The organism is Lysinibacillus sp. FSL M8-0355 (genome assembly GCF_038008985.1).
Lineage (GTDB): Bacteria > Bacillota > Bacilli > Bacillales_A > Planococcaceae > Lysinibacillus > Lysinibacillus fusiformis_D.
Map to the genome: position 1 here is coordinate 4,119,213 of NZ_JBBPAI010000001.1, position 18,811 is coordinate 4,138,023.

An 18,811-nucleotide genomic window follows, 5' to 3' on the forward strand; every position below is an offset into this window, starting at 1 on the left:
TTAATTCCCTCGCTTTTGTCCAATTGTTTTAGAATTACCTTCCATCAGCTTGCCATCATGCCATATTTTTTGCACAGGCTTGCCTGGTACTTCCCTTGTCCACTTTTTATACGTTTTTTCATCATGATACGATAATAACGTTAATACTTCACCATCTGCGCCCGCACGACCTGTACGACCTGAACGATGTAAATACTGCTCAATTGTTCGTGGTACATCAACATGAATAACATGTGTTAAACCGGCAATATCTAAACCACGAGCTGCAATATCTGTGGCAATTAAAATACGGGCATCTCCTTTACGGAATGCATCTAACGCTTTTTTTCGTTCTTCTTTTTTCATGTCGGAATGAAGAGTGACAATTGGTGCTGAGCGGTACTGCAGTTTTGTTTCCTTCATTAATAATTGATCGATATTATTGACAAAAGCCAGTGCTCTTAAACCTTCTGTATGTGAGAGTCGACGTAGGAAATCTGTTTTATCACGTTCTTCTACTTTCACAAAAGAATGTACTACTTTACCGACCTTTAACATATCCTCAGGTTTAATTTTAAAACGTAAAGGTTCAAACATCATACGACTTGCTACTAATTCAATTTCCTCCGTTATCGTAGCCGAAACAACAACGACTTGTCGGCCAAAAGCCGAGCCTTCGATAAAGGATTTGACGACAACACGGTATTCACGACTCAGTAATTGATCGCACTCATCTAAAATAACCGTTTCAATTTCTTTTAGTTTTAATTTCCCTGCCCGTGCTAATTCATTTAAACGACCAGGTGTGCCAACGACAATCGTTGGTTTTTTCTTTAGCTTTTCAATTTGACGAGCAGAATTGGCACCACCAATCAGTTGTTGAACTGTAATATCTGTGCCTGCCGTCCATTCACGGATAACTTCTACAATCTGCATCGCAAGCTCTTGTGAAGGAGCTACAATCAGTCCTTGTGTTTGCTTTTTTGCCCCATTCACTTTATTCAATAATGGTAAAACATACGCTAATGTTTTACCTGATCCTGTTGGCGATTCCGCTACAATATCTTTGCCTTCAAGCATAGCTGGTATCATTTCATCTTGAATTTTCATGGGTGTTTCAAAATTCCATTTTGCTTGTATTTCTTCTTTTAATAAATTAATGACTGACATGTTATTTCCCACCTTCTATCTACTTGACACTAGTTTAACACACTCCGCCGTTTCCTACTTTATATGTACGAAGCGATTGTCCAATCGTTTCAGGAAACCATTGATTCCTTCCATAAAAAATCTGCCTAACCCAACACGGAAAAAAGTAAGCTTGACCACAACTCTTTAAAGACTTGTAGCTTACCCGTGAAAAGCAAGCAGATCCTTTTCAATTCATTTAACGACTAATCGACTAGCTCATAGCCACAAGCCAAAATGGCACATTCAGCTAAAACGATTAATGAATCAATATAAATTTCATTTAATTTCAAATCCCTATTAACAATAGATAGCTCTGTACAGCCTAAGACAATGCGGTCACAATTTAATGCTAGCATCGCCTCTTCTATTGGTTGCCAATCCTCCAACGTAACATCCTTGCCAGCCTTGACATAATCATAAATGATGGTCATCACATAGGCTCTCATCTCATTATCTGGAACAACTGGTGTAATGCCATATTCCTCTAAGGCTTCTTGGTACATACGTGATGTTAATGTTCCGGTTGTTGCTAAAATTCCAACACGCTCTGCTCCTAAATCAGCAGCACGCTTCGCCGTTTCACGAATCATATTCAATACAGGAATGGGAGAGCCCTCATTAATTTCATGATAGAACGTATGGGCTGTATTGCATGGGATTGCAATCATATTTGCCCCTACAGAAGCTAATTTTTTAGCATCCTCAATTATGACTGGAACTGGATTATCCTTCTTATTATCTAAAATAAAAGCCGTACGGTCAGGAATATTTGTATCATTATCAATGATCGTATGCAAATGCTCCTGATCCTTTTGTGCCTTCGTACGTCTTACAATCATTTCACCAATAAACATTGTTGCAAGTGGCCCTACGCCACCAATAATACCTAAAGTTTGTTTTTTCATATATTTGACAGACCTTTGTTATTAAAATATTTCTTATATTTGCGATAAAAGCTTAAATTATCAAGCGTAACGTTCAACCAACGTTTTGCATTCATATCCTTATAATTAAAAATAGAATCTGTAGCCATCCCTTGGCGAATCAAACTTTTCGCTTCAATGACTAACTGTTCATTTTGTACGTATTTGAAAAGTACACCATTTGGTACAATGGTCCAAAGATGCTTGTTTTGCACATATGTTAGCGACTGTTTACTACCTCGAACATAATCATCCGCCACATACTGCATGAAGTTATAGCCACTGGCTGTCACATAATAATTGGAAAGTTCATTATGTAATTCAATACTCAACAATTTATATTGACCATCACGATCATCATATTTCATATCAAATGTAGCATAGCCTTGGAATTGTATGGCTTCAAGGAACGTCTTTACATTGTCCATTAATTCCTGATGATAGGTTGTCATGATGGCTACATAACGACCAATCCCTTCTGGAGAATGCTCTTCTAAAATGGGATTACCCACCGCAAGAAGTTTTGCCTTGCCATCCTGCCCTATATAGGCATTAACAACAAGCATATTCGCATCTTCCCCTGGAATATATTGTTGAATCATAAGATCATCTCGATAGGCCGATTCCTTATAAATAGCATGGAATATACTGTCCTTTTCATCCTTATCATACGCAATATATACTTTTTTCTTACCAGGAAAAATACATGTAGCATATTTTGTCATATTCATGGGCTTTATGACAATTGGATACTCAAATGGCATGTCGTAGTCCTCGTAATCATTCACCGTGCAGACATGCATAGCAGGAAATTGAAAACCATATTGTGCACAAAGCTCATACATCTTTTCACGAGTTAATAACTGCTGAGCAAGTGTGGCATCTACATAAGGAATAATGAAATCCTCTGCTAATTCCGCTTTATGTTCTATTATTTTTTTGACATAAAATTCATCACAGGCTAGTAGCAGTAATTTTTTATCAACGAATTCCTCCGCAATAGCCTGAAGTGCCGTAACAAATCGTTCGTCTATATGAAGTCTCGGTACCTCACGAAAAGTCAGTAAATCACTTTGATGAATTTTTTCCATATTCGTATGGTTTAATGCAAGTGGCTTCACACCATAGGCTTCGTAAAATGCTCTGGCCATGCCATAAGCATTCATCTCATCCCCAAGTAAAACCGGTAAAAAAGCGTGCTCAATGGCCATTCTACTCAACTCACTTCTGCTTTTTTATTAGTGTAACATACTAAAGATTTATGGCTAATTTATTTATGAATAGCTACGGCTTGCTGATCTAATTCCCGATAACTTTTGAAAAATTGATCGACATTGTATGTAACATAACCTTTTAATGGATCCATTACTACTACTTTATCCCCTAAATGCCCTGTCAAGACAACTGCATGTAAGTTCATATAGGCTTCATGTGATGTTGTCTCACCTTCAAAAATCCAGCCTCTATTTGCATTTCGTTTAGGTGACGATAAATCAAGCGTCACCCATGTTACAACAGGAACTCCCTCGCGAACAAGCTGTAAAATCTCGTCCTGTGAGGCCTTACTCATATTTGACACGCGTAAATCAGCTTGTTTATCTGCAATGACTGCCTCTGCCGCCTTAACAATGGGTTCAGCAAAAACATACATACCATGAGCTTTATCACGCGGATTCCCTGCAAAAGCCTCATGTGGATTTGGCCCAAAACGTTGGTTGTTTACAGTACGTATATTTTGCTTTGGTAAATAGTTATCAGCCATTTCAAGCTTTGAAACATTCATTCCAAAATAATTTAAGACAGCTGTGAGTGATGTTATTTCACAGCCATGTGGAAGCTCTGGCTTTTGCATGACAACAGGTACATCTAATTCTTGCTCGTCTCTAGAGAAGTGTGTTTGCAATCGATAGTATGGCTTCGTTGTATCATACGTAAAATTCTCGATTGTTGTATATCCATCGTTTGTTGTACTATTTTCCAGTGTTGTTGCTGCAATGGTATATTCTCGCCCTGCCTTGAGCTTCGCGAATACGGCTTCTCCCTCTTCTGAACCAATCGCTTCCTCTACTACATCACCTGTTTGTACATCTGTTACTGTGACATAGAGATTGGGGATAGGTGCCCCGCTATTAAATTCTACCGTTAAAACAGTTAATGGATTTTTTTGTTCTGCTTCTTGCTGTGAAAATGGCTGACAGCTCGAAAGTAACATAATAATCAAAATGCCTATAAGTAAAAGGCGTTTATACCCCGTCCACAAGACAAATTCCGCTCCTATTCTAATTGGAAGAGTAATCCCTTCGCCATTCTATTTATTCAATTTGTCGTAGACTCTATTATACGATACTTTTATAATCGTTCCTATTTTATCTTATTTCAGGACATAATTTTTTGTATGGAAAGCGAAGCGGCAGGTACACAGAAACTTGCGAGTAAGCTTGAAAAAACTGGCTAACAATTATGCCTATGCATCGTGGATAGTACTTAAATCGTCGTCACTTTAGGTCGTAATGTATGCTTTAACACCTTACCTGAAGCATTGCGCGGCAGTTCTACTAAAAATGCAATTTCATACGGTACTTTATATTTGGCAAGTCTTGTTTGGCAGTAAGATAATATTGCCTTTTCATCGAGTGACTGCCCTTCCTTTAATACAATAAATGCTTTTGGCACCTCTCCATATACTTCATGTGGTAATCCTATCACTGCTGCCTCTAAAATTTCTGGCATTTGATATAGCACTTCTTCCACTTCAATCGGGTAAATATTTTCCCCTCCACGGATGATCATATCTTTTTTCCGATCTACAATATATAAATAACCTTCCTCATCAAAGCGTCCTAAATCTCCTGAATAGAGCCAGCCATCTCTTATCGTTCTAGCTGTTTCCTCTGGATTGCGCAAATAACCTTTCATTACTTGTGGCCCTTTAACACAAATTTCGCCAACCTCGCCAGCTGGTACTGACTTTCCTTCACTATCAACCACGCATACCTCCGTCTGAGCTAATGGCTTCCCAACAGAGCCAATTTTCGTTAATGCATCCCTATCTAATAAAGAGGTAGCTGCAGGTGAATTTTCGGTTTGACCATAGAGATTTTGAACCTTTACATTTGAAAATGCCTCTTTCACTTGCTTTACGAGCTCATAAGGCATTGGAGCAGCCCCGTAACATAATAAACGTAAATGATGAAAGCTATGTTCCTTAAATCCAGGCGTATTTAAAATGATGGTATACATGGATGGAACACCAAAGAAAATAGTCGCTTCAGTTGCGGCAATTTGCGCTAACGTTTTTGTTGGTGAAAATGCTTCTTCGATAACAACTGTTCCTCCTTGATAGAACATTGGCATAGCAAAGACGTGCAGGCCAGCACAATGGAATAAAGGTGTACAAATAAACATCTTGTCCTTGCTAGACATTTTCATTGAAGAAGACCAAATATCGGCAGTAGCCACGATATTTTGATGTGTTAGCATGACGCCCTTTGGTTTACCTGTTGTCCCAGAAGTATACATGACCACTGCTGTATCATGGGCCTCTAATTGTACAAGCTTTCTTTCACATCCCTCATTTTCAAAAATGTTTCTCATTTCTTTAAATCCAATCGTATGTTGGAATGTATAGGCAACATCCTCCAATGCTTCTGCTAGCCTTTTGATCTGACCCCAAAAATTAGAACTTTTAAGAAACCCTTCGAAACTCAACTGGACTTTTTCCGTTGAGTTTTATTTTTATCCGTTCATGATTGTAATAATGGATATAGTCTGCTAATGCTTTTTTGAATTCTTCATAGGTGTGAAACGTTGTCGTATATAGAAATTCAGATTTCAAAATGCCAAAAAAACTTTCGATTACGGCATTATCTAAACAATTTCCTTTCCGTGACATACTTTGCTTGATTTCATGCGTTGCCAATAGCTCTTTAAAACGTGGTATTTGATATAACCATCCTTGATCAGAATGGATGATTAAGCCACTCTTTTTCGATAACTTTGTATACGTAAACGCCATTTTAAAAGACTGTTGAACTAACTCAAAATTGGGTGCTTTCGAAACCTCATATCCAACGATTTCTCGATTGAATAAATCTAATACAGCCGATATATAGAGTTTTTGACCATTTATTTTAAACTCTGTGACATCGGTTACCCATTTCTGATTGGGTGCAGTAGCTTCAAAATCACGTTGGATGACATTCTCTGCGACATAGCCGACTGTCCCTTTATACGAACGGTATTTTTTAGGGCGTACCGTCCCTTTTAAGCCCAATTCTTTCATCAATCGTTGGACTGCTTTGTGGTTGATTAAAATCCCTTCATTTCGGAGTGCAAGACAAATACGACGATAGCCATAACGACCCTTATGGTAATGAAAAAGTATCTGGATTCGTTCTTTGATCGCCTGATATTTATCTGGTTTTACCCATTTTTGAAGATGATAATAATACGTACTTTTCTTAAGTTTCGCGACTTTGAATAGAGCTTGAAGTGGAAATTCCAGCCTTAGCTCATACACAGCTCTCACTTTTTCTTCGGTTTGAATGCTTCCTTTTCTTGAACTAAGGCTTTCAACTTTTTTAAATAGGCGTTTTCCATACGTAAATAGTCAATTTCCGCTTTTAACTCTTCCATTGTTTTTTCGTTTAAGTCAGACGAAGGTGGTTGTTTTTTTGGCATCGATTGGCACTCCTTTTCTATTTGATAGAGTACCTTATCAGCCGTTGACATCCATTGTTTTTTCCATCTCCGAATGGTTTCACGAGAAGGAATATTAAACTTCGCAGCAGTCTGAAGGAGCGAATCGCCCGTCTCTATCATGTGTTGAATTACTTTTATTTTAAAAGAATCTTCGTAATTCGTGAACCCTTGAGGACGAATAATTCCTTCGATGCCATGATAGCGATATAATTCAATCCATAATCGAATGTGATGTCGATCAATCTGCAATCGATTGGCAATCTGATACGGACTTTCCTTTTCTTCAAAGTAAGCTAGAACAGCGGCTAATTTTTGTTCATCAGTAATCACTAACTGCACCTCCTAAATTAGATTTTTAAGTCCAATATTTTGGGTGCAGTTCATTTCATCATAAATGAGACCCTTTGCTTGTGAATGATTAAAAATAAAATCAACCTCAGGTGCTGCTAATTTAGTATTAATAGGCATCACAATAAAACCTGCTAGTTGGACACCTAAATAAGCGATTAAAAACAAATCTGAATTGAGCGTATATAATGCAATCACATCATCTTTTTCAAAATCCTGTTCTTGTAGGTATGCTGCAAATCTTTCTACACGTTGATAAAAATCGCGATAGCTCAACTTTTTTCCATCATACAAGGTTGCAATTGCATTCGGTTGTTGCACAGCATAGTTTTCAAGAATATCTGTCATGTACATCGTCATTATAAACCCTCCAAAAATTCATTTTTTAATGCTGGATAGTGTCTGAAATTATGAAACTACTAAAAATTCAGAAAATTATGATTATATTTTAACAAGCAATGCGTTTCATGGCAATTTTTCTACACATTCAAAATATGAAGTAGAAGTAACGAAATATTCTTAGACGTTTTACTTTTCTATCAATTTCTATTGGGTGTATGATATTTGTACGATTATTTTTAGGAAAGGCCGGATTGACATGCTTTATGCACTTTTAGGAGATTTACATTCTAATATAGAAGATACTAAAGCTGTTCTAGCTCATATTCAACAAACAGCAGAGGAAGCAAAAATCATTGGTTTAGGTGATTTATATGAATGCACCGTCAGTAAGAAAAAAGCGCAAACCTTATCTGGCTTACCTTTACAAAAGGCAGCCATAGTAGAAAGCGAATTTGAAGAATTACTAACCTTCCCCTCTATAAGAGGTAATCAAGAGGAACGCATTACGCAGGTCACTGGCATCGAACGTTTTCAGGCTTTACCTGAGACGATAGAGATAGATGGTGCGACACTAATACACGGACATCAATTTAAATGGAGTGTAAGCTGGCAGCCAACATTCCTTCCTTTTCATAAGCCACTGTTTTTCTTTGGTCATAGTCATGAATCAGGCCTTTATCATCAGCAAAAGAAACTACCCATTCGTATTCGCTATGGCCAACCAATTGCCTTACAAAATAAACAGTATGGTGTCAATGTTGGTTCTGTTGTCGACCACCGTGAATGGTGTCTTTATGATAGCACACAGCGCACCGTAACATTTATGTGTGTCCCATCTATTGATTCGTCAATAGAAATATAAAAAAAGAGCAAGCTAATCCCAGCATTAGCTTGCTCTCAAATTTTTAGTGAATATATTGTTTTTTCCCGTTCAATAAAATTTCCTTTAAGGCCTTTAGTTTTTCAATTACAATATATGATTCTTCTGTAATTTCCTTCAGATATTTTTCAGCCTCCCTTTTATTGCCTATATTATATTCTCGTACCGCCTTTTTAGCTATATCATGGACATGAATAAATGGTTGTTCTAACTCTACATAGACACGCTCTTCGCCTAGTAGCTTTTTCCCTGTACCATAATACCATTCACCAAGGCGCGACTCCTGTGGTGAGCCAACATCCTGCTCTGTCATTGTTTCAAAGCCAAGCAGTAGATTATAGATTTTCCAGCGCCATAATAAATGGTCTGTAATAGCTAATTCAATAATATCCTCCTGACTAATAATAAAATTTTTAGAAATTGTTGTTGATCGGTATCCGTCAATCATTTTACTTAACTTGTAGATAGCCGAGCCCATATCAAAAACGATGATCTTACTTTTTTGCATACTCTCCGTGATAGTATGGTTACGTTCAGAAATAGTTGTAGCAGATTGTGCTTGTACCTTTGTCGTTGTGGCAATTTCCTCAAAGCGAGCTCCTTGCTGCTGTAGACTTTTATTTATCTCTGCAAGCGTCTGTGAAATATGTAAGGTATCCGTGACGCCTTGATGTAAATCCTGTGAAAATTGAGTTGTTAGTGAACTAATATTATGCGTAATATGTAGTAGCTCCTGTATATCTGTATGTATAGATTTGACAGATGTACTTGTATCATCAGCAAGCTTTCGAACTTCCTCCGCAACAACTGCAAAGCCTTTACCCGCTTCTCCAGCACGAGCCGCCTCAATAGAAGCATTTAAAGCCAATAAATTTGTTTGATCTGCAATTCGCTTAATTAATTCCATCAGCTTCGCTACACTATTGACACGTTCCACTAAACGCTTTATATCCTCCTGCATGGATTTATGACCTTCATCGGTTGTTTGTAAAATAGATGATACTTGTTGTAACGATTCTAAATCCTGATTTAATTTTTTAAAGGCATGCTTTGTTTGGGCTGAAATATCACCAACAGATGCGGCGATTTCTTCAATACTCTCATCTAGCTCGTGCATCAATTGATCTGCTGCAACAATCTCCTGTTGCTGAATATCTTGAAATTCAATCAATTCCTTAATCGTATCTAACTGGGTATTATAAGTAATAATTTCACCTAAACCATTTACAACAGAGCCAGCCTGAATTTCAATATAGGTTTCTAAAATAATCTGTTGGTCGATCGTTACTAGACTATCATAAGACAATAGGACATCCAGCATTTTTTCTTGATCGCGTGATAGCTCTTTGACAATCAGCGGTATGATTAATTGGTTAATGAGCGTATAGGCAGAAATCATCCAGTTCGGCAGTACACCGATTCGGGCATGTACATAAGCGATTTTACGTCGTTTAAATACATAATCTAAATCTAATTCATCATCAAATAGGCTTATAAAATGTGAATCAAAAAGCCCTTTTAAACGCTCTACTGATGAATGCGTATTGATAACTTGGTTAAATTCTGGAATTTCCAATAAACGATCATAAAAATTGTCGAGTATTTGTTGGCGATTATTTTCATAGATTTTGCGTAAAAATCCAACAGATTCTCTTCTAATTCTAGATAAAGCAAGAAAATCTAGCTTTTCTTTAAAGCGTTCATTAGCCTCAATATCTGAATTTTTCGCAGCTGAGAAATAATCATAATTTTGATTTATTTTCTTCCTTTTGAACATTGTTACCACTCCTTTTGTAATAAAGTAAATAAAAATTACCAATATTTTAAAACGAATTATAGATCTTTCTTCATTACCTTCAACTAATAAAACATATATATTTTACCAACAACACTAATACAAAAATAGATTTTCAAAAAATTCTTTACACCGTCTTATTCTTTTGTCCACTTTATTGACAATTTCTCATTTTCCCTGTTAAACACTATTTTTACACAGAAAAAACGCTAAAATCATGTCTGACTTTAGCGTTTCACATAAAGTGTTAGCATTCGCAATCACAATTTTGTAAGCTATCCAGTAACTTTTCCATAACTTCTAGTTGCTCACAAAGCGTTTGAATCATACAACGTAAAATAGGGATTAATTCTTGGCAAATACAGAATCTCAGCACATTTTGTGCCAGACGGATACCACCCTGATGATGGACAATCATTTCTCGTAGATAATTGATATTAATGCTATTCGATACTGGTGGTGCACACATTGCATTGAACATAGCTTCTGTAATTTCTTTATAAGCACACATATACTCGTATAATTCATACTCTGAATTTTGCACGACACAACATCGATTTTGTATCGCTTCAAGACTTTCAACCATTTCTGTATGAGTTCGAATAATTTCTAATGCGAGATTTTGTACAGGGATATTCGTTGTATAGCGTAAAACGTTTTCGGACATTTGAATTGCTGCAACTTGATGAGGGATAATTTGCTTAATAAAATTTTCAGAAATACTACAAGTAATCGTTACATAGGTCATGCCCTGCATCATTTTTTTGAGGATGCGCTGATATTCCTCTAAATATGCCTTTGTTACATTACTGAGTTCAATTGGTTTAGCCATAAGACACACTCCTTTCAGAGTAATGTATGCCCGCTAGGTTGTTGTGCGATAGACAATTGTACCAATGACTCCATATTTACAGCCTCATTCATCGTAATCATTATCCTTGTTCTTTCCTATATGTATCTAAGCATATTGGACAAATACATGTCCTTTGCTCCGTTTGCACTGCATTTAATAGCTTTTCTGGAAAGTGCACCGTCATACACCAGCACTCTTTTTCACCTTTTGCTACCCCACAATGATTTTCTCCCCCACATAATGGACAGCTCTCTTCTCCAGTTGACATGTTCCTGCACCTCCTTTACCTACCATTGTAAAATAAAAAAAGGAAGAGCATTTAATACTTACTCCTCCCACTACGCTTATTGTTGGTGCTTGTGTATATCTTGCTTTACTTCTTCTATATCCGTGTCACTATAAATGGCCGTCCCTTGCCCTCCACTTTTAGCTAACAATGCCTTTACCTCATTATAGGATAATCCTGCATCTGCATTTTTTTGTTTTACTTCATTAATATTTGTGCCCGCAGACGTAAAATGGGCTTCTTTTTCATGATTCATAGCATTTTTACCTCCTACAATTCATCTGGCTGCATTTCAATTAATTCATCGCCTTCTCTTTTTACTCGTTTATTGAGCTCCTCTACTGGAATGGCATCGACAGTCTGCATATCTTCATGCAAATCGAAAAGACTAATTGTATCTGATTCAACCATGTCAGGTTTGTCCTTGCTATTTAAATTCATAAATATTTTCTTTTCATGTGGTACTTTACCCATGTCCATTTCTGTCACACTCCTTTCTCTATAATGTGTGTAAAGCTGGACAGATTATGTGTCACTCCCTTTTGCACCTTTATCCATTCGATGATATTCAGCTATTTGAATCACTCGTACATGCTTTGTGTGCAATTCATGGTAGATGCCCCTACTATCCGTAAAGGAGATATATTGATCGCGTTCACTTTTCACTAATTTCTCTGCTTCTTGTTGTGATTCAATATCAAATCATTTGAAGCATATAGTAAAATCATAAACCTTTGCAGAGGAGGGAATAATGATTGATTCATTCAGTTAAAGCTGGAGAAACACTGACTCAAATTGCTCAGGATTATCGTACTCCGTTGGCATCCATTATTGCTGCTAACCCAGGAATCCAGCCTGATCATCTTTTTATTGGTCAACAAATTGTCATCCCGGGCTTGCCAAATCCCGATACAATTCCTTACCGTATCGAAATATCTACCAATAATCGCTGGCTACGTTTATATAGAAATAATATCCTTCAAAAACAATACCCTATCGCAGTCGGACGCATGCTTCATGAAACACCAGTAGGCAGTTTTATTATCATCAATAAAGCTCCAAACCCTGGTGGTCCTTTTGGAACGATGTGGATGAGTCTCTCTAAAGAACATTATGGAATTCATGGCACAAATGATCCTAGCTCTATTGGGCATGCTGTTTCACATGGTTGTATTCGAATGCAAAATCAAGATGTTGAAGAGCTTGCCAGCATCGTCCCTATTGGTACAGAAGTAGTGATTCATCCCTAACGAAAAAGGCTATCTATAGTTGTAAACCAAAATAGATAGCCTCTTGTTATGTTTAATCCTGTTCGCTTGTCTGGGCAAATTGCATATCACCTTTTTTTGAGGGATAAAGTGCATCATGAATAAATTGAGTATGATTTCTAACCAATCCCTATGTATATGCCACAAAATTAGACAATGATTTACCCCATTTCGTGAAATACAATTAGTAGCATTATTGTTTTCGTATAGGATGAAATGCTAAAAGCTATACTACCTATAGTTAAAGGAGAGCTATAGGAGGGAATACGTTGTCCACAAGTAAACAGTTATTATCCATATTTGCCTTAGGTGGCATTAATGAAATTGGAAAAAATATGTATGTAGTACAATATGCAGATGACATCATCATTATTGATTGCGGAGCAAAATTTCCAGATGAAACCTTACTTGGTATTGATTTAATTATTCCTGATATTACTTATTTACTGGAAAATAAAGAAAAAGTGAAGGCTCTAATTGTTACGCATGGTCATGAAGATCACATCGGTGGTATCCCCTATTTATTAAAAAAATTGAATGTGCCTGTGTATGCTACTCGTTTTACTCTAGGGCTTATCGAATTAAAGCTCAAAGAACATAAGCTGTTAAGAGAAACCGATTTAATTGAAATTCACGCTGACTCCACTCTACATTTAGGACAAATGGATATTAGTTTCTTTAGAACTAATCATAGTATACCTGATTGTTTAGGAATCGTAATGGGCACTCCTGAAGGGAACGTAGTCCATACTGGCGATTTTAAATTTGATTTAACACCCGTTAATAATCAATTTGCCGATATTCATAAAATGGCTGAAATTGGTTCAAAAGGAGTGCTCGTTCTTATCTCGGAAAGTACGAATGCAGAGAGGCCAGGTTTAACACCTTCTGAACAGCTTGTTGGTCACCATATTGAGGATGCTTTTTTACATGCTGAACGGAAAGTAATCATTTCGACCTTTGCTTCAAACGTTAATCGTATCCAACAAATCGTACATGCAGCTATTGCTACCAATAGGAAGTTAGCTTTATTGGGACGCAGCATGGTCAATGTTGTTGATGTAGCGATAGAACGGGGCTATTTATTTGTTCCAGAAGATATGTTAATTGATGCACGAGAAGTGAAATACCTTCCACCCGAGGAGGTCGTGGTACTTTGCACAGGCAGCCAGGGCGAGCCTCTAGCTGCGCTTGCCCGTTTAGCAAATGGCAACCATCGTGAAGTGAAAATTCTACCAGATGATACGGTTATTTTAGCAGCCTCCCCAATTCCAGGCAATGAGAAGGGTGTATCGCGTATTGTGGATAATTTGTTTCAGCTTGGTGCAAAAGTTATTTATGGATCTTCCAGCCATACAGGCATGCATGTTTCAGGACATGGTCATCAAGAAGATCTGAAGCTTATGCTAACATTTATGAAGCCACAATTTTTCATCCCTATTCATGGTGAATTCCGCATGCTACACCAGCATCGCTTATTAGCAGAAGCGGTTGGTGTCCAAAAAGGGAATACCTTTATTATGAAAAACGGCGATGTCGTTGATATTGAAAACTCGAAGGCACGACAAACTCGTAAAATTCCAGCAGGTGATACGTATGTTGATGGAATCGGCATAGGTGAAGTTGAAGGCATTGTCCTTCGTGATCGCAAGCAGCTTTCAGAAGACGGAATGCTTGTCATCGTCTTAACACTCAATAAAGTAGATGGTGCTTTTATTTCAGAACCTGATACCATATCCCGTGGTTTTGTTTATGCGAAGGATTTCGAGGAGCTGTTGAATAAAGTCAATGTGCTTACCAAAGAAATCGTTGTAGAACTACAAGAAGAAAACAGACAGCAAATCCATGTTCTACGACGTGAAATCAAAAGAGCAGTAGGACAATATTTATTTAACCAAACTAAACGAAAGCCTATGGTTTTACCAATTATTATTGAAATATAACTGATCGGTGCAAGGATTGAACGATCCATCTTGCACCGATTTCTATTTTGTTCAATCACTTAACACTAAAAGGATCATTCAAAAAATCACCATTAAAAAATATATGTAACATATCAATATATTGCCGTTGGAGCTGTTCAAAGCCATAATGTATGTCATTTGAATGCTGTTTTACTTGCTTTGAAATATCATTAAAATACTGTGGGAGTCCCTCTATCGCCGTTACTAAAGAATCTTTATTAACTAATAAATATTGGATAGCGTTTAATAGCTGTGCTATGTGAAGCTGAATATCAATCGGTGGTAATTCAATCATTATATGATAGACATTACACACGTTATTATTTACTTGATACCATTTTAAAAAGTGAAATAAATAATCACTGACAATTATCGATTCATTAGGGATGATGGCAATAATATCCTGACCAATACATACAGCCTTTTTACACTGATAAATTGAGGATTCTTTCAAATTGATTTTGTTAAGAAGGATACTTTTAGCAGGCACTTGTGACATAGTCAGCGAATCCATTGTATGATCAACTCTCGGTACTTGACTAAAATCATCTTCTATTATTAATTTCATTAGCGTTTTTTCGGATATGAAAGGAGTGCCTTCTCTCGCAAAACTTGTATCATTCATCATGCTATTACCCACTTGGATTTTTGCTACTTCTTCTATAAAAAACTGCTTCACCATGTTTGATCCTCCAATCCCCTGTCCCATTTTATACCCTTAAAGCAACCTTCACTAACGCCTTTTACCTAGTAACTTATTTAGGCTATTGTCTAATAAAAGATTTCTCATTAAACATTGTACCATTTTAAAGGTACATTTTCTCTATTATACCACTATAATAGTATAGTCATTTCCACTATTTTTCACTAGCTTTTAACATAGAGGTGAATCATATGTCAGATTTTTTAAAGCTAGTAGGTGAACAACTCCGTATTATTAGATTATCCAAAGGGCTAAGCCAAGAAGAAGTGGCTGAAAGAACAGGGAAGTTAGGTTTCAGTAAAGGACGCGTTTCCAATATCGAACATGGACAATCTAATATTACCCTTAGTACATTGGAAACAATTATGAAGGCATTGGATATTACCCCTGAGGAGCTTTTTAATTTTCAAAAATTATCTGGCGTTACTGATATTGAGGAAAAGAACCTCATGCTAGACATTCATCGATCATTATTAAGAGAACGTAACTTAGACGAGGTAAAATACGTAGTTCGTATTACAAAGGATTTTTTAGATACGATTGATTCCCAATCGAAGAAAAACAGCTCCAATGGTCAATGACACATCGGAGCTGCTTCTTTTCAATAATAGCTACATACCAAACTTTTGACGATAGCCACATTTTCTGCATAGTTCCTCAACAGCCTCTCTTCGTGAGAAACCATCTACAATCTTATTGGCACGTTCTCCCTCCACAATTTCTGAGAAGGATTTCTCATGAACATTTCCTAAATTAATGACACCTTCACCATCTAAGCAGCAAGGTACAACTGTTCCATCCACAAGAATAGCTGCTTGACTACGCAATGCATGACAAAAACCTTTACCCTCGTCCTCTTGTTCAAGCAAGCTCGGCCATCTAAATTCATGATCTTGATTCAAATAAACATGAGGAGCAATTTTTACCCCTTTACCAGGCTCTACTCTTTCTTCAATGTGATAATCAAGATTATACTCGTTTTCTAATATTTCTAATGTCTCACGATTTCGACGTGCTGCAACATCCGAAACATGATCCTGTTGTAAATTCCATAAACGATAGGAAATGATGGTCTTATATTCTCTAGCATCCCGCACAAAATCCAAAATATCCCCCAAATACTTTTCACGGTTTTCAGAACCTTCATGCCCATCAAAACTATGCAATGAGAAATTAATTTGACGTAATGCCGGTTTTCCTAATATTTTTTCCCGATTCTTTTTGATAAGTGTCCCATTTGTTGTGATATTGACTTTAAATCCCTTTGCATGGGCGGCATCTAATAGCTGGTCGATCCTTGGGTGTAAAAGTGGCTCTCCTTTGACATGCAAATAAATATATTTGGTATGTGGGCGAATTTCGTCTAATATTTTATTAAATTGTTCGACTTTTATAAGTCCTTTTGCACGAGCTGTAGGTGGACAAAAACTACATGCTAAATTACAAACACTCGTTATTTCTATATAAACCTTTTTAAATGTTCTCAACGTTGCTTCTCCGTTCCCATTCACTAAATAATCAAATCTCATTCATTTTAACAAATTTATTGGATAGATAGCAAAAATCGTTGAGTTTACCTCTGGACACTCCTACCTTTTCTCTAGATAACATGGCTACACGTACAAGTGGGTTTACGAAGCGCTAATATGTTAATAGTATATTAAACGAAAGGAGGAGAAATAATGTCTGGTTTTAGTTCTAAAAATTTTTTTGGACCTGACGAACCTGAGCGGGAATCCTCTAATAAGCAAGGGAAAAATCATATAACGATTAATTTTACATTCAATATAGGAAATACAGACTTTCACTTTGAACAGCGAGCAGAAGGTGGAGGTCAAATCAATCATGATGTAGGTACAAATGCCAACCAAGGTGGACAAAATGCTAGTAACGGTAGTCATACACGCAATGTTCATTCTCAATTTGCTGATGGAAATGGCAGAAGTGGTATAGCTGGTAATCATAATGACGAGGCAGGTGGCCAGCAAGGAATAAAAGTACGGGATAGCTTAGTAATTGATAGCGATATCCATTCATCTTCAAATCATAGTGAAAGTAATGAAGAGGACATGGATGTGTTAACTGAAGATAGTGAGCAGTAGGATCTAAAAAACTTCTATCTGTTTGAGCAAGCTGTCAACAGATAGAAGTTTTTTATTAGACATTACGTTTATAATTTTTTGTACCATCATATGAATAGAGCATTGGCTTATTATCCACGTATGTTTCTAAATGTACCGGGCGACCCCATAGTTGATAAATATAAGGTAATACATTTTCTAAATACTGCGGATCTAACTCCATCCCTTCGTAACCATGTACTAAGTAGAGCTCACCATTACGTAAATAATCGCCATTTTTCACCACAATATATGGGAAGCCGCCGTTTACACGCATCGATACAAGCTGATCTCGTACCATCTCATGATCTTTATCAGTGATACGATATTCATTCCCTTTCTTTTGGAACAAATATAAATCTTCTCGCTTTGCCAAATCTTTGGTTAGGTAGTTTCGAATAAAGGAAATATCTGATTCTATCTCTCTTACCTCAAAGATTTTTTCACGTCCGGTGTTTGGCTGCACGCCTAACCGTTTCATTTCCTCTGTAGGGTTATTATAGCGATTTTCAATATCCTCAAAAATCTTTATCCCAAGGTAATATGGATTAATTGATGTTTTGGACGGCTGGACAACCCCTGCATTTAACTTGGCGAATTCGATTGTCTCAGCGGTTGTTAATTTTAATTCTCGCATGATTCGTTGATGCCAGAAGGAAGCCCATCCCTCATTCATTATTTTCGTTTCCAATTGTGGCCAAAAATAAAGCATTTCCTCTCGCATCATTGTTAATATATCTCGTTGCCAGTCTTCCAACTCACGGCTATACTCCTCTAGGAATAACAGGATATCCTTTTCTGGCTTTGGTGGAAATTGCTTTAATCTTCGTCTAATAGGTTTATACACTTTTTCTTTTTCTTCGATGCTCCACAAATCATCGTATGGTGATTTTGCTGGTGTTTTTTCATCTTCAAGCTCCTCATCCTCACTCCAAGATAGCTTAGGACGTATAATGGAGGGATCAATATGCTCTTGAATAGCTAACACTGCATCTAAAAACTGCTCAACCTCATCCTTGCCATATTCTCTTTCATAGCCAGCTATTCGTTCGGCCGTTGCCGTCATGCTCTCTACCATGTCTTTTCTAGTATTGGAAAAACGCACATTATTTTTAAAGAAATCACAGTGTGCTAATACGTGAGCGATAATCAATTTATTTTGAGTTAACGTATTGGTATCCAATAAAAATGCATAGCATGGATTAGAATTGATCACAAGCTCATAAATCTGACTAAGCCCTAAGTCATATTGAAGCTTCATTTTATGAAATTGTTTTCCAAAGCTCCAATGGGAAAAACGCGTAGGCATACCATAGGCGCCAAATGTATAAATAATATCTGCTGGACAAATTTCATAACGCATTGGATAGAAATCTAAGCCAAAGCTTGAGGCAATTTCGGTAATTTCATCTATTGCTCGGTGAAGCTCTTTCGTGTCCATTTTACGCCGCCTCCTTT

The 18,811-nt window shown here is 37.0% G+C and carries 21 protein-coding genes and 1 pseudogene; 5 read left to right on the forward strand and 17 right to left on the reverse strand.

Annotated features, from left to right (window positions below; all coding sequences use genetic code 11):
• The 8 genes and pseudogenes from MKY46_RS20170 to MKY46_RS20205 all read right to left on the reverse strand — a co-directional run bounded on the left by MKY46_RS20170 (position 1) and on the right by MKY46_RS20205 (position 7,502).
• Positions 1–1,149, reverse strand: coding sequence for a DEAD/DEAH box helicase (locus tag MKY46_RS20170; protein ID WP_036123358.1), 1,149 nt, complete (start codon positions 1,147–1,149; stop codon positions 1–3).
• A 224-nt stretch (positions 1,150–1,373) separates the two neighbouring features.
• Positions 1,374–2,075 carry an aspartate/glutamate racemase family protein gene (locus MKY46_RS20175; RefSeq protein WP_340835225.1) on the reverse strand — a complete coding sequence of 234 codons (702 nt, stop codon included), beginning with the start codon at positions 2,073–2,075 and terminating at the stop codon, positions 1,374–1,376.
• On the reverse strand, positions 2,072–3,304 hold the full coding sequence (locus MKY46_RS20180) for a carboxylate--amine ligase (RefSeq protein WP_340835227.1): 1,233 nt from the start codon (positions 3,302–3,304) through the stop codon (positions 2,072–2,074). Before MKY46_RS20180 ends, MKY46_RS20175 begins: the two co-directional genes overlap by 4 nt.
• Before the next feature lie 59 nt (positions 3,305–3,363).
• Positions 3,364–4,353 carry a C39 family peptidase gene (locus MKY46_RS20185; RefSeq protein WP_089934607.1) on the reverse strand — a complete coding sequence of 330 codons (990 nt, stop codon included), beginning with the start codon at positions 4,351–4,353 and terminating at the stop codon, positions 3,364–3,366.
• A gap of 224 nt (positions 4,354–4,577) precedes the next feature.
• Positions 4,578–5,753: pseudogene (locus MKY46_RS20190) on the reverse strand (class I adenylate-forming enzyme family protein); the annotation flags it as partial.
• 25 nt (positions 5,754–5,778) lie between these two features.
• Positions 5,779–6,621, reverse strand: a complete 843-nt coding sequence (locus MKY46_RS20195) for an IS3 family transposase (protein ID WP_340833632.1) — start codon at positions 6,619–6,621, stop codon at positions 5,779–5,781.
• The gene (locus tag MKY46_RS20200; protein ID WP_340833634.1) at positions 6,618–7,124 is read right to left on the reverse strand and encodes a helix-turn-helix domain-containing protein; all 507 of its coding nucleotides are present in this window, start codon (positions 7,122–7,124) and stop codon (positions 6,618–6,620) included. Before MKY46_RS20200 ends, MKY46_RS20195 begins: the two co-directional genes overlap by 4 nt.
• Positions 7,125–7,136: 12 nt before the next feature.
• Positions 7,137–7,502: an AMP-binding protein gene (locus MKY46_RS20205; RefSeq protein ID WP_340835230.1), complete on the reverse strand. Its 366-nt coding sequence runs from the start codon at positions 7,500–7,502 to the stop codon at positions 7,137–7,139.
• Positions 7,503–7,740: 238 nt separating this feature from the next.
• On the opposite strand from MKY46_RS20205, the gene MKY46_RS20210 reads away from it, so the two are divergent.
• Positions 7,741–8,346, forward strand: a complete 606-nt coding sequence (locus tag MKY46_RS20210; protein WP_058843707.1) for a metallophosphoesterase family protein — start codon at positions 7,741–7,743, stop codon at positions 8,344–8,346.
• Positions 8,347–8,389: 43 nt separating this feature from the next.
• Here MKY46_RS20210 and MKY46_RS20215 read toward each other — a convergent pair whose 3' ends face one another.
• The 6 genes from MKY46_RS20215 to MKY46_RS20240 all read right to left on the reverse strand — a co-directional run bounded on the left by MKY46_RS20215 (position 8,390) and on the right by MKY46_RS20240 (position 11,964).
• The gene (locus MKY46_RS20215) at positions 8,390–10,141 is read right to left on the reverse strand and encodes a methyl-accepting chemotaxis protein (RefSeq protein ID WP_340835231.1); all 1,752 of its coding nucleotides are present in this window, start codon (positions 10,139–10,141) and stop codon (positions 8,390–8,392) included.
• Between the two features lie 265 nt (positions 10,142–10,406).
• Positions 10,407–10,991 (reverse strand): DUF305 domain-containing protein, encoded by a 585-nt coding sequence (locus MKY46_RS20220; RefSeq protein ID WP_036123376.1) that lies wholly within the window; start codon positions 10,989–10,991, stop codon positions 10,407–10,409.
• Positions 10,992–11,091: 100 nt separating this feature from the next.
• Positions 11,092–11,280 (reverse strand): cysteine-rich CWC family protein, encoded by a 189-nt coding sequence (locus tag MKY46_RS20225; RefSeq protein ID WP_340835234.1) that lies wholly within the window; start codon positions 11,278–11,280, stop codon positions 11,092–11,094.
• Positions 11,281–11,356: 76 nt separating this feature from the next.
• Entirely contained in the window at positions 11,357–11,554 is a 198-nt protein-coding gene (locus MKY46_RS20230; protein WP_036123382.1) for a hypothetical protein, read from the reverse strand.
• Positions 11,555–11,568: 14 nt separating this feature from the next.
• Positions 11,569–11,778: a hypothetical protein gene (locus MKY46_RS20235; RefSeq protein ID WP_340835235.1), complete on the reverse strand. Its 210-nt coding sequence runs from the start codon at positions 11,776–11,778 to the stop codon at positions 11,569–11,571.
• Between the two features lie 45 nt (positions 11,779–11,823).
• The gene (locus tag MKY46_RS20240; RefSeq protein WP_180957821.1) at positions 11,824–11,964 is read right to left on the reverse strand and encodes a hypothetical protein; all 141 of its coding nucleotides are present in this window, start codon (positions 11,962–11,964) and stop codon (positions 11,824–11,826) included.
• Between the two features lie 89 nt (positions 11,965–12,053).
• On the opposite strand from MKY46_RS20240, the gene MKY46_RS20245 reads away from it, so the two are divergent.
• Together MKY46_RS20245 and MKY46_RS20250 are read left to right on the forward strand one after the other, a co-directional pair.
• Positions 12,054–12,548 carry a L,D-transpeptidase family protein gene (locus MKY46_RS20245; protein ID WP_036123389.1) on the forward strand — a complete coding sequence of 165 codons (495 nt, stop codon included), beginning with the start codon at positions 12,054–12,056 and terminating at the stop codon, positions 12,546–12,548.
• 287 nt (positions 12,549–12,835) lie between these two features.
• The gene (locus MKY46_RS20250) at positions 12,836–14,509 is read left to right on the forward strand and encodes a ribonuclease J (RefSeq protein WP_340835237.1); all 1,674 of its coding nucleotides are present in this window, start codon (positions 12,836–12,838) and stop codon (positions 14,507–14,509) included.
• 55 nt (positions 14,510–14,564) lie between these two features.
• Here MKY46_RS20250 and MKY46_RS20255 read toward each other — a convergent pair whose 3' ends face one another.
• On the reverse strand, positions 14,565–15,212 hold the full coding sequence (locus MKY46_RS20255; RefSeq protein WP_340835240.1) for a hypothetical protein: 648 nt from the start codon (positions 15,210–15,212) through the stop codon (positions 14,565–14,567).
• Between the two features lie 212 nt (positions 15,213–15,424).
• On the opposite strand from MKY46_RS20255, the gene MKY46_RS20260 reads away from it, so the two are divergent.
• A complete protein-coding gene (locus MKY46_RS20260; protein WP_004225641.1) occupies positions 15,425–15,814 on the forward strand; it encodes a helix-turn-helix domain-containing protein in 390 nt (129 codons plus the stop codon).
• Between the two features lie 30 nt (positions 15,815–15,844).
• On the opposite strand, the gene MKY46_RS20265 is transcribed toward MKY46_RS20260, so the two are convergent.
• Positions 15,845–16,720, reverse strand: a complete 876-nt coding sequence (locus tag MKY46_RS20265) for a radical SAM/SPASM domain-containing protein (RefSeq protein WP_340835242.1) — start codon at positions 16,718–16,720, stop codon at positions 15,845–15,847.
• Positions 16,721–16,915: 195 nt separating this feature from the next.
• On the opposite strand from MKY46_RS20265, the gene MKY46_RS20270 reads away from it, so the two are divergent.
• A complete protein-coding gene (locus MKY46_RS20270) occupies positions 16,916–17,335 on the forward strand; it encodes a hypothetical protein (protein WP_036123400.1) in 420 nt (139 codons plus the stop codon).
• A 55-nt stretch (positions 17,336–17,390) separates the two neighbouring features.
• On the opposite strand, the gene MKY46_RS20275 is transcribed toward MKY46_RS20270, so the two are convergent.
• Positions 17,391–18,794: a SpoVR family protein gene (locus tag MKY46_RS20275; RefSeq protein WP_036123402.1), complete on the reverse strand. Its 1,404-nt coding sequence runs from the start codon at positions 18,792–18,794 to the stop codon at positions 17,391–17,393.
• Positions 18,795–18,811 lie beyond the last annotated feature (17 nt).